The sequence below is a fragment of the Aminipila butyrica genome (assembly GCF_010669305.1).
Taxonomy (GTDB): domain Bacteria; phylum Bacillota; class Clostridia; order Peptostreptococcales; family Anaerovoracaceae; genus Aminipila; species Aminipila butyrica.
In genome coordinates, this window is the sequence record NZ_CP048649.1 from 809,677 (window position 1) to 824,528 (window position 14,852).

General features: G+C 45.5%; 14 protein-coding genes. 12 read left to right on the plus strand and 2 right to left on the minus strand.

Annotated elements, in window-relative coordinates; genetic code table 11:
* Positions 1 to 17 precede the first annotated feature (17 nt).
* The 3 genes from Ami103574_RS03955 (at position 18) to Ami103574_RS03965 (ending at position 2,953) form a co-directional block, all read left to right on the plus strand.
* Positions 18 to 926, plus strand: a complete 909-nt coding sequence (locus Ami103574_RS03955) for a cation diffusion facilitator family transporter (protein ID WP_163065389.1) — start codon at positions 18 to 20, stop codon at positions 924 to 926.
* A 69-nt stretch (positions 927 to 995) separates the two neighbouring features.
* Positions 996 to 2,312 carry a nickel pincer cofactor biosynthesis protein LarC gene (gene larC, locus Ami103574_RS03960; RefSeq protein ID WP_163065390.1) on the plus strand — a complete coding sequence of 439 codons (1,317 nt, stop codon included), beginning with the start codon at positions 996 to 998 and terminating at the stop codon, positions 2,310 to 2,312.
* 182 nt (positions 2,313 to 2,494) lie between these two features.
* A complete protein-coding gene (locus tag Ami103574_RS03965) occupies positions 2,495 to 2,953 on the plus strand; it encodes a DUF3888 domain-containing protein (protein WP_163065391.1) in 459 nt (152 codons plus the stop codon).
* Between the two features lie 7 nt (positions 2,954 to 2,960).
* Here the strand turns inward: Ami103574_RS03965 and Ami103574_RS03970 are convergent, their stop codons facing one another.
* Positions 2,961 to 3,524: an HD domain-containing protein gene (locus Ami103574_RS03970; RefSeq protein ID WP_163065392.1), complete on the minus strand. Its 564-nt coding sequence runs from the start codon at positions 3,522 to 3,524 to the stop codon at positions 2,961 to 2,963.
* A 302-nt stretch (positions 3,525 to 3,826) separates the two neighbouring features.
* Here Ami103574_RS03970 and Ami103574_RS03975 point away from each other — a divergent pair, with 302 nt between their 5' ends.
* The 8 genes from Ami103574_RS03975 to Ami103574_RS04010 all read left to right on the plus strand — a co-directional run bounded on the left by Ami103574_RS03975 (position 3,827) and on the right by Ami103574_RS04010 (position 11,620).
* Entirely contained in the window at positions 3,827 to 4,942 is a 1,116-nt protein-coding gene (locus tag Ami103574_RS03975; RefSeq protein ID WP_163065393.1) for a hypothetical protein, read from the plus strand.
* A 118-nt stretch (positions 4,943 to 5,060) separates the two neighbouring features.
* A complete protein-coding gene (locus Ami103574_RS03980) occupies positions 5,061 to 5,795 on the plus strand; it encodes an ABC transporter ATP-binding protein (protein ID WP_163065394.1) in 735 nt (244 codons plus the stop codon).
* Positions 5,796 to 5,896: 101 nt separating this feature from the next.
* Complete coding sequence (locus Ami103574_RS03985) at positions 5,897 to 6,658, plus strand: ABC transporter permease (protein ID WP_163065395.1); 762 nt, start codon at positions 5,897 to 5,899, stop codon at positions 6,656 to 6,658.
* A gap of 5 nt (positions 6,659 to 6,663) precedes the next feature.
* Complete coding sequence (locus Ami103574_RS03990) at positions 6,664 to 7,794, plus strand: sensor histidine kinase (protein WP_163065396.1); 1,131 nt, start codon at positions 6,664 to 6,666, stop codon at positions 7,792 to 7,794.
* Between the two features lie 20 nt (positions 7,795 to 7,814).
* Positions 7,815 to 8,510 carry a response regulator transcription factor gene (locus tag Ami103574_RS03995; protein WP_330587185.1) on the plus strand — a complete coding sequence of 232 codons (696 nt, stop codon included), beginning with the start codon at positions 7,815 to 7,817 and terminating at the stop codon, positions 8,508 to 8,510.
* 13 nt (positions 8,511 to 8,523) lie between these two features.
* On the plus strand, positions 8,524 to 9,372 hold the full coding sequence (locus Ami103574_RS04000) for a polysaccharide deacetylase family protein (RefSeq protein WP_163065397.1): 849 nt from the start codon (positions 8,524 to 8,526) through the stop codon (positions 9,370 to 9,372).
* A 61-nt stretch (positions 9,373 to 9,433) separates the two neighbouring features.
* Positions 9,434 to 10,747, plus strand: coding sequence for a stalk domain-containing protein (locus tag Ami103574_RS04005; protein WP_163065398.1), 1,314 nt, complete (start codon positions 9,434 to 9,436; stop codon positions 10,745 to 10,747).
* Positions 10,748 to 10,837: 90 nt separating this feature from the next.
* A complete protein-coding gene (locus tag Ami103574_RS04010; protein ID WP_163065399.1) occupies positions 10,838 to 11,620 on the plus strand; it encodes an EFR1 family ferrodoxin in 783 nt (260 codons plus the stop codon).
* A gap of 91 nt (positions 11,621 to 11,711) precedes the next feature.
* Here Ami103574_RS04010 and Ami103574_RS04015 read toward each other — a convergent pair whose 3' ends face one another.
* Positions 11,712 to 12,725: a glycosyl hydrolase family 18 protein gene (locus tag Ami103574_RS04015; protein WP_163065400.1), complete on the minus strand. Its 1,014-nt coding sequence runs from the start codon at positions 12,723 to 12,725 to the stop codon at positions 11,712 to 11,714.
* A gap of 155 nt (positions 12,726 to 12,880) precedes the next feature.
* Here Ami103574_RS04015 and Ami103574_RS04020 point away from each other — a divergent pair, with 155 nt between their 5' ends.
* Positions 12,881 to 14,572 carry a methyl-accepting chemotaxis protein gene (locus Ami103574_RS04020; protein WP_163065401.1) on the plus strand — a complete coding sequence of 564 codons (1,692 nt, stop codon included), beginning with the start codon at positions 12,881 to 12,883 and terminating at the stop codon, positions 14,570 to 14,572.
* Positions 14,573 to 14,852 lie beyond the last annotated feature (280 nt).

Genomic DNA, 14,852 nt, shown 5'->3' on the forward strand with positions numbered 1-14,852 from the left:
AAATTGGAAGTGAAACAGTGAATAGCAAACTTCATTTTGAAAAGAGAATTTTAACCATATCCATGGTAGGAAGTATTTTGTTCATGTTGGCAGAAGGAGTGATGGCTTATGTGACACGCTCCAACTCCATTTTGATGGACTGCTTGTTCGACTTTGCAGACCTAATCATGATTGGCCCTTTTCTGCTGCTAATCCCCTTGCTGTATAAACCAGTGACCGAAAAGCGGCCTTATGGGTACTCTCAGGTGGAGTCCCTCTTCGTGATTATCAAGTGCTGCATCCTGCTGGTGATTATCGCCCAGCTGGTGATGTACAGCGTGCAAGTGATTCTCAGAGGCGGCAACCGGGTGGACGGAGGCCTGATTGCCGCTTTTGAAATTGGACTGTCGGCGGGCTGCATTGCGATCTACACGTTGCTGCGGCACTATAACAAGTCCTTTTCTTCCCCGTCCATCAAGGCGGATTTGTACATGTGGCGCATGGACATCATCAGCAGTTTGGGGGTAGGACTGGCCTTTCTAGCCCAAGGGCCCATGAGAGGGACGCCGCTGGCGGGATTTATCCCCTATGTGGACCCACTGGTGGCTATCGCCATGGCGCTGTTTTTCATTGTGGAGCCGGTCAAAATGATGATTGGCGGCATTCGAGATTTGATCCTTTTTGCGCCTGAAGAGCCTATTGTGGAGGAAATTCGTCAGATTATCAACCGACATTTGGAGAATTACCCTTATACTATCAGCTTTCTGGATGTCATACAGACTGGGCGAAAGGCTTGGGTAGAGGTTTACTTGAAGGCAGATGAGGATCAGATTCGCATCAGCCAGCTGCAACAGGCCCACGGTGAGATTAAGCGGGAACTGCGTCAGCACTTTGAGCAAATTTACGTAGAATTGATACCAGATAGTTCGGAGGCTGGCGGGCATTAGGTGCTTGCGGTTTAAGCCACAACGATAATAAGATAATAAAAAGATGAAGAAAATTTGGAGATAGTATAGATGAAGAAAACGTTATACTTGGAATGCTATTCCGGCATCAGTGGAGATATGACTATTGGTGCGCTGTTGGACTTGGGAGCAGACCGGGACCATCTGCAGCAAACCCTGGACAGCTTGTCGGTGGGGGGGTACCACCTGCACTTTGGCCGCACTCAGAAATCCGGTATTGATGCTTACGATTTCAGCGTTCACCTGGAGGAAGTTGGAAATCAGCCCCAGGGTCAGAGCCATGGAATGTCTTTGAGTGGACATGGCCACAAGGGTAAGGAGCATAGCCACGCTCACCCACATAATTCTGTTCAAGGCCAAGGCAGCCAGCACCACGTTCACCGCCACCTAAGCGACATTGAAGCCCTCATCGACGGCATGAAGGCTACTGAACAGGTAAAGCAGTTATCTACAAAAATATTTCACATTGTGGCAGAGGCAGAAGCCGCCGTCCACGGACTGCCGATACAGGAGGTCCACTTTCACGAAGTAGGTGCGATCGATTCCATTGTTGATATCCTTGGTACTGCCATCTGTATCGACAATCTGGCTATCGACCAGGTGATTGTGTCACCGCTGAGGGAGGGACAGGGCTTCGTCCGCTGTGAGCACGGCTTGATGCCGGTACCGGCTCCGGCCACCGCGCGAATTTTGGCTGAACACGGGCTCAAGTTACAGTTGACCGACAATCAAGGCGAAATGGTTACCCCTACGGGAGCGGCCATTGCTGCGGCCCTGGATAGTGGGAAGTCTTTACCCACACATTATCGCATCCAAAAGATTGGTATGGGGGCGGGAAAAAAAGATTTTAAGCAGGCCAACATTCTTCGAGCCATGCTCATTGAAGAGGTGGATGTTCAAGAGCAAGGAGAGGCAGGCTTGGATAAAACCGAGTCCGATCAGATGTGGAAGTTGGAAAGCAATCTGGATGATTGCAGCGGTGAAGCTTTAGGCTTTACCTTGGAACGGCTGATGGAAGCTGGAGCCGCTGATGCGTGGTATACACCCATCTATATGAAGAAAAACAGACCGGCCTACACCCTCCAAGTTCTCTGTGGTGAAGAAAAACGGGCAGAGCTGGAGCATCTGATTTTTTTCCATACCACGACAGTAGGCATCCGCCGGGTAAAGATGGAGCGAACCATCCTGAAACGGGAGATGCGTCAGGTGGAGACCCCCTACGGGCCAGTATCGGTTAAGGTATGCGACCACGGTTCTGCCCAGTACGTTTATCCAGAATACGAAGATTTGCGCCAGATTTGCCTGGAACATCAGAAAAATTACCAGGAAGTGTATCAGGAAGTTCTTCGGTGCAGCAAGGAGCGTTGAGCGCAGAAACAAAGGCTTATAGACTGAGAAGTCAGATACAAATAGTCCAAATTCAGCTAAGCTTAAGAAAGAACAGCTTGAATAATCGGTAGTGAGAAATATCTTCATCCCCCAGCGTATACATTAGATAGGGAGAAGTTCATGATTACCAGCAAAGCAGTTGCAAGTCTTAAGGAGATGCTATGAAAAGGCAGTTAATTGTCATTCTGATATTTTTATTCTTATGTGGTTTGTATGGCTACGGTAAACAAGCATGTTCCAGTACATGGGTAGTCAGCAAGGAAACGTCAAGTCTACAAGCGGATAGTAAAATCGTATTAATAAATACGTATTTGAATTATATTCAAGAGGCTTCGGAGGACTTTTATGGGGAGTATTTCACCATAAGTCCAACCGTAGCCTATTATTATGTTTGGGTAAAGGAAATAAGTTCAGAGCAATCAATCGGCTCCATCACCTTCATTAGTACACCTTTTGTTGGGCCCCATGATACGGTTGGCCTAGATGAAATTTCCTTTACAGCTGATTACACAGGCAAAGTCGAATTAAAGGAATTTAAACATATTAAAAGCTATCCTTTGCCGGAGCATCTAAAGAGTCTGATGAAGCAGCCCATTCCCGGCGAATATGAAAGGTTATAGTTGTGCTTCACTTTGCGTCTGCAATCTTTTTAATCGTATCTTCACGAACAGCCTGTCTTAAAGATTTCAGATAATCGGAGAACTCAACCTTATCATCTGCGTAAGTTAAATTGAGTTCAAATTCTTTTGGAATCCAAGTAGATAAGTGGGACAGGTTGTGCTGGATCAAGGCTTCAAGACTATCGATGGCTTTATAAATTTGAGCCTCAACGGTTTTTCGCACTGCCATTTCCTCATAAAGCTCGCTCATTTCTGTTTCATATTTCTTCGGCAAGGAGTGAATCCAGCTATAGAGCAGCTTTTCTTCGGTCTGCTCATGGCCTTGGTTCTTTTCAAAGGTAGGAATATCTCCCGTAAAACATTCGCCCAAATCGTGAATAATGCACATTCGAATGACCTTATCCATATCGGCTTCAGGAAATTCATCCTTCATAAAGAATGCCATCAATGTCATCATCCAGCTATGTTCTGCCACGCTCTCCTGTCTGCCCTTGGATGTATAGCAATGGCGGGTTGTATCTTTCAGCTTTTCAGCCACCAACAGTGCTTCTAATAATTTTCTTGCTTCCATATTCATTCCTCCTCCTACATTCTGATTTATTTTATTATACTACATACCGGAACAATAATGGAAAGCAGCTTATTGAAAAAGCAGAATTGAAAAACAGCAGAAATCATATAGTGCAGGTTGTCAAAAAAATTTATTTTGACAACCTGCTTAATTGTTAATAAACAGTTAAGAAATAAGCTATATAATATTAAAAACTGTCGGTTAGAATAAGAATATCAAAAGGGGTGCGGGTGCAGAGCTGTCGAAAAGGTTCTCGCCTGAACAAAGTTTAGAGAATAGAAAACAAAACAGGAGGTATTGAGATGAAGAGATTGAAGTTTAAAGGGCGGAAACATGCGGTGACAGCTATCTGCCTGTTGGTGGGCATGTTTGTACTCACCAGTGCCGTCTATGCCAATTATGACGACGCCAGAGGATATACTAATTACAAAGATGCTGTAAAAGACTTGGCATTCTATGAGGATAACTTTGCCGGAAACATGAAGATGGACATAGCAGTAGATGGGGAGACCTATGCTTCTATGAAAGGTGACTTTAAGATAGACGGGAAAGATTATTTCTGGAGCACCAGCAGTGAAGAAGCGGGAGAGAGCGATTCAAAATTTGAAAACACCACGACGGTTCGGGATGGCGTAAGCTACTACTATCTTCCGGAAAGCAACAGCTACCGAGTAACGGAGGAAGAAGGAAACTTTCGGGTAGATACCAGCGATCCAACGGTGAAGAAGAGTATCCGATTTGCAGAACTCTTTGCAGATGCCATGGTGGGAAATCTGAAAAATAACTTTGTGTTGGAATCGAAAGAAGGCGATGAACGCCACTATTCTGTAGATGTATCTGGAAATCAGATTCCAGAGGTGATTAACGCAGGTATTTCTCTGATGTTCACAACTGTCAACAATCAAAGTATGACAGAGGATCCTTATCAGATTACCTTTGAAGATTATCAGAAGTCTTTAGCAGCTTATTACAAAGAGCAAACTGGCGAAGAAATGACTCAGGCGGCATACGATCAGTGGGACAGCAAGATTGAAAAGATTGATACGGATTTTTATGACAAGTATTCCAAAATCCTGGATGCCAAAGGGGGCGGCATTGTCTACGTGAAGATCGATGGATCTTATGAATTGTATAAGACCTATGACGCGTATTACAAAGCGGTGGATGAGAACAGTTTAAATGAGCGGGATATGATGAGAATGTTGGGAGACGACCCGTATATTGATAGCGCCTCTTGCGATTTTACCCTGGATAAGAGCGGAAAACTGACGGAGAATATAATGAAGGTTTCCATGACCGGAGTGGACAGCAAAGGCAAAACCCACACCATCACGCTGACCTTCTCGGCAGAAATTACAGATTACGGTAATGCACAGGTTGAACCTTTTGATCCGACCGGCAAGACAAAGATGAACTAGTAAATGGCTGGGGCTTAGTCAAACTAGTGGAAATGGAATGATTAAATTGGTTCAGGCAGGCAGGCCCAAGTAAAGGCCTGCCTTGCGCTGGTGCCGCAGGAGAGAAGGGAACGGATACATGGAAAAAATACTTGAAGTGGAGGGACTGACCAAGCTATATAAAAATGGAAGAGGCGTACGGAATATCAGCTTTTCCATTGAAAAGGGCGATGTGGTAGGCCTGTTGGGACCAAATGGTTCTGGCAAGACCACCATTATGAAAACCATCATGGGCTTGACTCACGGCAGTGAGCACAGTGTTACGGTGTTTGGTCACGATGTAGAGAGAGACGTGGAGACCACGTTGAAAAAGGTAGGGGGATTAATTGAACGGCCGGCTATTTTCGAGCAGATGTCCGCATTGGACAATCTGCGGATGATGGCCAGATATTATCCGGGGGTAGATGCCGCCCGGATTCAGCATGTGCTGGAGGTAGTCCGCATCAGCCAGTATCAGAAGGAGAAATGTGGGAAGTTCTCCCTGGGGATGAAGCAGCGGCTGGGATTGGCCTTAGCCATTCTGTCTGATCCGGAATTAGTGATTTTAGATGAACCCACCAACGGCTTGGATATTGAGGGTACGGTGGAGGTACGGGAAATCATCAAGAGAATGGCGGCGGAAAAAGGAACTTCCTTTTTAATTGCTAGTCATTTAGCTCCAGAGATTGAAAAGACCTGCAATAAGGTGGCTATCGTTCACGACGGCGAAATGTTGTCTTTTGAACCCATGGGGGAAGCGTTGCGTTTTAATCCTACTTTGGAGGATTATTTCTTATCCAAGGTAAAGGATAAACGCGGTTCCGTGCTGATTTAATCCAGCCATGGGAATTGTGGAGGATGCCCCTTCCGGCGGGCAGCAGCCTTTTTGGCAGGCTGGGCAAAAAAGGGAAACGGGAAATACAGGAGGAATGTTTGGTGAGAACCTTTACGGCAAGTTTAAAAAATGAATTGATGAAAATTTCTAAGAGAAAGAAATTTTTAATATTGTTGATTATAGAAATATTGATCTGTCTTTTGTGCGGCGGTATCAATTACCTTATAGGCAAGGCCTCTGCAGGCGCTATTTCAGCATCTTTGATGCTGTCCAACATGCCTATGAATATGCTGTCTTTTTTCATTCAGATTTATATACCGCTGATTATTTTCATGGCGGCTTGCGATCTGTTTGCACAGGAGGTGCAGGACGGAACGATTCGGGCCTCCTTTATGAGGCCGGTGAGTCGGTTTAAGCTGTATGTATCTAAACTTTCAGCAGTGACCATCATGTCGGTGGTGTATCTATTTGTGCTCTTTGTACTGACCACCATTATAAAACTGGTGGGGGGCAGTAATATGGCTTCCGCAGCAGGGCTTCTGGAAAGCTTTTTCGCTTATTTTCTAGATATATTCCCGCTGATTGTGCTGATTTTATTTACCGCTATGATAAATCAATTTTTAAATAGCCCATCGCTTTCTATCGTCTTATGCGTTATAATATATATCGGCTTATATATCTTGGGTATCGTGGTGCCTCAGAGCAGCGGTCTGCTCTTTACAGGTTATTTGGAATGGCATAACTTGTGGCTGGGCGTGACTCTGCCGGTGTTTTCCATGCTTTCTAAGATTGGCTTGCTTTTAGGCTATGGACTAGTCTTTGGCTGTATTGGATATTACTTATTTGAAAGAAAAGAAGTGTAAGATAGATGAAATCCTTAAGAGGCCGTTTTATCAAAACAACTATATGGGTGGCAATTATTTCAACAGCACTGGTGGTTCTGACCGCCTTGCTGTTGTTATTTGTTTATTCCGTCTGTGAACCCTATGGGTTTGAGCGGATTTGGATTGGTCTCAGCCGCTTGAAGGCCGAGAATCAGAGCGGCGGCCACTACTTTTTTGGTTATGTAATTCTGTGGGTGGTGACAGCCATCGGTGCAGTGCTCTTGACCAGCACCGTGGCTAGTGCCAGGCTGTTTGGCAATATGCTGCGGGCATTAAAGCATTTGCAAAAGGCGGCAGAAAAGATTAAAGACGGCAACTTAGATTTCGAGGTCATGGCTTGTGGAGAGCAGGAGCTCAATGACCTGTGCAACGCTTTTGATGAAATTCGCAAGACGTTGAAAGCTAATGCAGAAAAGGAACTGCGCAGCAAGGAAGAGCGGAGTATGCTCATGGCCAATTTGTCTCACGATATGCGGACCCCCATCACCACCATAAAAGGCTACTTGGAGGGCATCAAAGACGGAGTAGCCAATTCTCCTGAAAAGCTAGATAAATACTTGGACACCATCTACAGCAAGGCTATCGTTCTCCAAAAGCTGGTGGATAACATGGCGGAATATTCCGAGCTGGAGTTGGGGCGGATGCAGTATGCCTTTGAATTTATCAACATGACTCAGCTGCTGGGGGAATTGACTCAAGGCTATCAAGAAGAGGTGCAAGAACAGGGCTTGACTATGGAAATTAACATTCTGGAAGAGCAGCTGACTATTGTAGGGGACCGAGGGAAGTTGAAGCGAGTATTCGATAATTTAGTCTCAAATGCCATCAAGTATAACCGGGAAGCTGGCACCATTTCTGTGGGCATGGTTCAAGAGCGGAGAGGGGCGCTGATTTGCATCAGTGACACGGGAACGGGTATTCAGGAGAAGGATCAGAATAAGGTATTTGACGGATTTTTCCGGGGCGATGCTGCCAGAAGCAATATCAAGGGAAATGGACTGGGCTTGGGCATTTCCAAACAGATTATTGAAAGCCATCACGGAAAGATTTGGATTAAAAGCGAGCAAGGTGTAGGTACCGAGGTGTACATTTATCTGCCCCTGCGCAGTTATTAGCTGGAGAATGGAGGAGTATCATGAAGATTTTAGTCATCGAAGATGATAAGAGCATTGCGGAACTGGAACGGGATTATTTGGAAATAAACGGATATGAATGTGACCTGGCTGCCGACGGAATCCGCGGGCTGGAAATGGCTTTGACGGGGGACTATGCACTGATTATTCTAGATATTATGATTCCTGGAATGGATGGGTTTGAACTCTGTGCCCGTTTTCGAGAACAAAGCGATACACCAGTCATTCTTCTCTCCGCCAAGAAAGAAGATATTGATAAGGTTCGAGGTCTAGGCTTGGGCGCAGACGATTATATGACCAAGCCTTTTAGTCCCAATGAGCTCATGGCCCGGGTCAAGAGTCACATTGGTCGTTATGAACGGCTGACGGGCAAAGATGGAGGCAAGAATGGCGGAAACCGGCTGCTGAAGATTCGGGAATTGGAGATTGACAAAGACAGCCGACGGGTATTCCTGGGCGGTGAGGAGAAAATTATGCCGGCCAAGGAATACGATTTGTTACTATTTTTAGCAGAGAATGCCAATCGGGTCTTTTCAAAAGAGCATATTTTTGATAGAATTTGGGGTATGGATGCCATTGGTGACGTATCGACAGTCACCGTACACATCCGGCGACTCCGAGAAAAGATTGAGAAGGATATGGACAATCTTCAATATATCGAGACTGTCTGGGGAGTGGGCTATAGATTTAAAGGATAGGAAGTATTGAACCATGATAAAATTCAGAGCAGTAATCGCACTTTGTTGTTGTATTGTCTTTGCCGTGTCCGGTGTGTTTGTCAGTTATGCAGCTGATCAGGAGGGAGAAACAAAAGAGCCCAGCCATTTATATATACCCATACTCATGTACCACCATTTTGTGAAGGAACCGGTGAAAGGGGCTATGGGTGCCACCATTACCGAGGAAAAGTTTCAGGAAGATATGAACTATCTGGCGAACAATAAGTATACCCCCTTGCTGCCTCAGGATTTAAAGGCTATTCTGGCGGGTAAAAAAACGATGCCGAAAAATCCCATCATGATTACTTTTGACGATGGGTATGAATCGGTCTATAACATTGCGTACCCTATTTTGGAGAAGACAGGCATGAAAGCGACGGTCTTTGCCATCGTGGCCAGCGTGGAGAGTCCAAAGAAAGCGGAGATTAAGAAGCTGAGTTGGGAGCAGATGGCAAAAATGTATGGAAGCGGTCTGGTGGACATCCAGAGCCATTCCTACAACTTACATAATCAAGACTTGAAAGGTCAGTATAAGAAGTTTCAGATTAACGGCATCCAGCGAGGAATCATCGAGTGTCAGGCCCAGTACGAACTCCGGGTGGAGGAGGATATCGTCAAGAGTGTGGAGCTGATTGAGGCAAATATCGGCAATGAGGTCATTGCTTTTGCCTATCCTTACGGGGTTTACGATGACTGGGGTGTGGAGCTTTTGAAGCAAAACGGGATTCTCTTTGGCTTTGGTACGGTCTACGGAGCAGGAGATTTAAAGGGAAATCTGTATTATCTGAATCGGTTTTCCGTAGGCATGAACACAGATTTAAGCGGTCTGCTGGAACAGTAAAGAAAGGGCCTCTGAGATTGGCACAGCCGGTCTCAGAGATTTTTTGTGGGGGAGAATGTGAATGAAATCCTTTAGGACAATGTGCATTGCTATTGTAATGGCCCTAAGTATTGCTTGGGCTGTGCCTGTAAACGCAGCAGAACGGGTGACAGGAGCTGACGTGTTATCGGTTGAGACAGCCCGTGAGGCTGACAGCCATTCCATTCAAGTGGATGTTGACGGCAATTTCGTCGCTTTCACGGCCGAAACAGGCTATCCCTATGTAGATGAACGACAGCGGACTTTAGTGCCGCTGCGGGCAGCTATGGAGGCTCTGGGCTGCCAAGTCAGCTGGGAGTCCGCCAATGCTACGGCTCGGCTGGAAAAGGATGGCATACAGGTAAGCGTGCCCGTCGGCGAGAGCTACATCCGTAAAGGAGATATGGATCTCTTTATGGACACCAAATCCGTGCTGGAAAATGGACGAGTTTATCTGCCCATTCGAGCTGTAGCAGAGGCCTTTGGTGCAGAGGTTCAATGGAATCAAGAGACGAAGACTGTCTTGATTACGCCTGTCGATTCAAAGCATCAAACAATCAGCATTCACTTTATTGACGTGGGTCACGGGGATGCCATCCTCATCGATGATGGTACCTACGAAGTGCTCATCGATGCAGGGACGACCTCTAGCGGAGGTATTGTTTCGGATTATATCCGCCCATACGTAGACGGCAGCATCGACTTGTTAATCGCTACCCACGGGCATCAGGACCACGTGGGCGGTATCCCCCGTATATTGGAAGACTATCAGGCGGACCGAATCATTGAAAGCGGCTCTTCTGTCAATACACCGGAATGGAAGGCCTATAAGGCAGCCCTGGAGCAGGAACCAGACTGTCAGGTCGGCGTAGTAGAGGACGAGATTATCGAATTGCCTGAAGGCGCGGAGCTGCGGATTATCAAACCACCAGGGGGTCAGGCTCTGGAGAACAACAACAGCATTGCGGCGCTGTTGACTTATCAAGGGGTGTCTACGTTATTTACAGGTGACAGCCAGTCTGAAGAGGAGGAATTTCTCGCCCAGCAGGTGGGAAAGGTAGATGTCTTTAAGGGCGGGCATCACGGTTCCTACAACGCGAACAGTTCGCTGCTGCTGGAAAAGATTCGTCCCCAATATATTGTTATTTCTGCTGGAAAAGGGGTGGGCTATACGCATCCTCATGCATCGGCTTTAAAGCGCATGTTCAGCGTCGGGGCTACCGTCTACGGTACGTTTAAGTCCGGTACGATTATCATGAAGACCGATGGACGATCTTACAGCTTTGAAACAGCAGCAAAACCGCTGATTCCCTTGGAGATAAAAGATGCGGGAACTTATCAGAAGAATATCTGGTGAAGAACCCAGAAGGACGGTTGACACCAAGACCCCATATGATACAATTTGTATCATATGGGGTCTGTTTATTTTTTGGAAGAGGAGGATTCGATGGTTTTATATTTTAGCGGTACTGGAAACAGCCAGTTTGTAGCAATCCAGCTAGCGGAGATAATAAAAGATGAGGTCGTCTCAATTAATTCATATTTAAAGAACGGGAAGAGGGGTTCCTTTCAGTCAGAGAAACCGTTGGTATTTGTAGCTCCAACATATTCTTGGCGAATGCCCAAGGTGGTAGAGCAGTGGATTTTGGCGGCAGACTTCCAGGGGAATCGAAACACTTATTTTATATTGACTTGCGGAGACAGTTGCGGAAACGCCGCCGTTTATGCAGAAAAGCTTTGTGTAAAAAAAGGATTACAGTTTTGCGGGCTTTCCCCAGTGCTCATGCCTGAAAATTATTTAGCGATGTTCCCAACGCCCAGTGAAGCAGAATGTCTGCGGATTGTGGAAAAATCCAAACCCTGCGTGGCCGCCCTTGCAGGGCAAATACAGTCGGCTGAACCGTTTAATCCGCTGTCCGTTTCTTTTGCCGGCAAGTTGGAAAGCGGCCCTGTTAATCCCTTGTTTTACAGGTTCTTTGTGCAGGATAAAGGGTTTACCGTATCAGATGACTGCATTTCCTGCAAAAAATGTGCACAGCGATGTCCTTTAAACAACGTTGAACTAAAGAGCGGTAAACCTGTATGGAAAGGCCATTGCACACACTGTATGGCTTGTATCGGAGGATGTCCCACGAAGGCCATTGAATATAAGTCCAAATCAAAGGGACAGCACCGCCATTATATCATGAATGATTCGTTGTGCTGGGGAAATGGCGGCAGAGATCATTGAAACGGACATATCCAATTGTACGAAAAAGCCCTCCGGCAATGCCGGGGGGCTTTGCTGAAATGTTATCAAGAAGACTCGGAACTTAACGTGCTTAAAAGACTTTGAGAACCGAGAAGTTTCGATTAATTTCGTTTACCAAGTTCGGATCATAGCTCATAATATTCCAGATGCTGATACCTGCCAGCCCGTACTCCTTTACTAAATCCATCTTGGCTTGATAGCTTCTGCTGTCTTCGAACCAAACTTCATGCTGATCGTAGGCCATCTCCTCGGTCCCGTCTTCCATGGGAATTGCTCGCTCTTGCCAATAGTTATAATGCGGGCTTTGAGCAATCTGATCAAATTGAATCTCTACACCGTGGGCTTGCGCCCGGCGGACCGCTTCTTTGTTGGTAATTTTTTCGGCTACAGATACTTGAGCGACGAAAGGCAGACGCCAGTCGTAACCATAGTTTGGTATACCCATTAAAATTTTCTCCGGCGGAATCTCGCTGACACCGTACTCGATAACCTCCCGCACCTTATTGATAGGAGCTACTGCCATCGGCGGCCCGTATGTATACCCCCACTCATAGGTCATCAGCAGGACAAAATTTGCCGCCTGGCCCATCCCGGCGTAGTCATGGCCTTGATACAGTAAACCCGGCTGGTCCGCTGAGGTTTTTGGTGCCAGGGCTACCGTCACCAAAAATCCTTCTGGATTATACATTTGCGTGGCTTTGGACACTAGGGCTGTATACTGATCTCTGTTTTGTACTGGTACATATTCAAAGTCAAAATCCACGCCAAAAAGGTTTTTCGTTTTCATCTCATTGAGAATTTCCTGAAGCAGACGGTTTACCGCCTCTGGATTCTCTAAAACCGTGCTGACCAACTGTTCCGAAAACTTTCCCTGTTGATCCATTGGCGTCATCACCATCATGGCCCCTACTCCTGCTTGATCGGCGGCTTCGATGAGCGCCTGGTCGTCTAGCGGAATCAGATTGCCTTCTGGTGTCATGCCATAGCTGAATGTGGCAATCAGTGACAGGTCTGACAGCCAGGAGTTCAGGACCATAGGCTCTACACTTGGATAAACATATCCATTTACAATTATCTCATCCATATAAAAAGCACCCCCAAGTACATTTTATGCCTTGGCAGGTGCTTTTATTATGTAGGAAATCCCGTGTTGTATACAAAAATTGCTATTTATTGACAAAATACCAGATTCAGTATATAGTAGTAAAAAATTAAAGTTGATGTTTGAGGGAGACGTGTATGAAAAATTTATCTATATCCAAAAAGCTGGCTATATCTTTTTCAGCTATTTTAATTCTTTTCGTTATTACCGTCGTGATTTCTGTCTTTGCAGGACTGGAGAACATAACCGCATCTTTTGAAAAGTTCTTTACGAGCCCTTATACGGTGACCAATACGGTAAATAATATGCGAAGACAATTGCAGGGAATACAAAAAGACATGTCATATGTTCTAATTGACGAGGAGGCTAATCGTCAGGTATGGCTGGATGACTTGGATGGCCGGGTAACCGACTTTGAAGGGTCCATTGCCAAAATCGAACCACTCTTACAGTCGGATGATGGGGTAAAAAAGGTTGAAGAAATAAAAGAGGAATGGGAACAGATTGAATTAATAAGAGGAAAATTCACTGATTCTGTGAACAACAATGATATGGCAGGGGCAAAGGCCCTCTTATTAAATGAATATTATCCGGCCTCTTTAACTTTGGTGGACTCTTCAAAGGAACTTATCGATTTGGCTGATGGTTTTGCTACCGACTATTACAATGGGACGCAAAAGGTGGCCCAGTCGGTACTTGTCATTTCTATTGCACTTTTTATCATATCTTTGATTCTAGGCATCGTCCTATGTCTCTATATCATACGAGCCATTATAAAACCATTAAAAGAAATTGAGGTTGCTTCCGGTCTGCTGGCAGATGGCAATCTGAATGCTCAGATTACATACGAATCAAAGGACGAACTTGGCTCTGTAGCCGGCAGTGTTCGAACGGTAATTGAAACTTTGAGGCTTTATATCTTTGATATTTCAGAAAAGCTGGGAGAGATTTCTAAAGGAAACTTAGATTTGTCTGTAGATACAAATTACAAAAATGATTTCTTGCCGATAAAGAGATCCCTTGAGAATATTATTTCATCTCAGAGCGAAACCTTCTCACAGATTGCGGTTTCAGCCGATCAGGTGAATACTGGGGCCAGTCAGATTTCATCAGGAGCACAGGCCTTGTCCTCCGGAGCGACAGAACAAGCCGCAACCGTTGAAGAGCTCACGGCATCGATTATCAGCATATCCCAGCAAGCCGAGCAAAATACAGAAAATGTTCAAAAATCTGTCGTATATGTTGAAGAGGCAGGGCGGAACATCATGGACAGCAATGAACATATGCAGAGTCTTAATTCTTCCATGCGGCAGATTAGCGACGATTCCCAGGAGATTTCCAAAATTACTAAGCTGGTGGAGGATATTGCCTTTCAGACCAATATTCTAGCTTTGAATGCGGCAGTAGAAGCAGCACGGGCAGGCAGTGCGGGAAAAGGGTTTGCCGTTGTGGCGGACGAAGTGCGTACCCTTGCTGCCCGTTCGGCAGAAGCCGCCAAGCAAACCGCGGAGCTAATCGAAAAGTCTGTGGTGACCGTGTCACAGGGAGAGCGAATCGCTGGTGACACCTTAAAGCGTTTGCTGGAAGCTTCTGAGAAGGCTGAACTGGCAGTACAGTCGATTCGTGAAATTGAAGCGGCCATCAGCGAGCAGGCCACATCAATTGAACAGATTAACGACGGTTTGGCACAGGTCTCTGCTGTGGTACAAACAAATGCGGCTACGGCGGAAGAAAACTCCGCTTCTAGTGAGGAATTGGCAGCCCAGGCACAAACTTTGGAAGCCGAGGTTCGAAAGTTTAAGTTATCTGATACATACCAGATGAAATAGGGAAATTTTGTATAAATTGATTCACTGAAATGGCGAAGGCAGTAGTATAAAGCTGCAAAAAATGTAAAAAAACAGGACTATCCGGTGAAAATAAACTGGATAGTCCTGTTGACTTTTTTGAGCGTTCATTATAGTATAAGATAAATAGTTAGAAAATAAAAATATTAGTTTTTAAAATATTATTACAATTTAGTCATAGAGATTTCGATTAAAGCTGGATACGCCAGCATCAACATACACAAGAATAAGAAAGAAAAATGAAAATGAAAACAAACAAAAA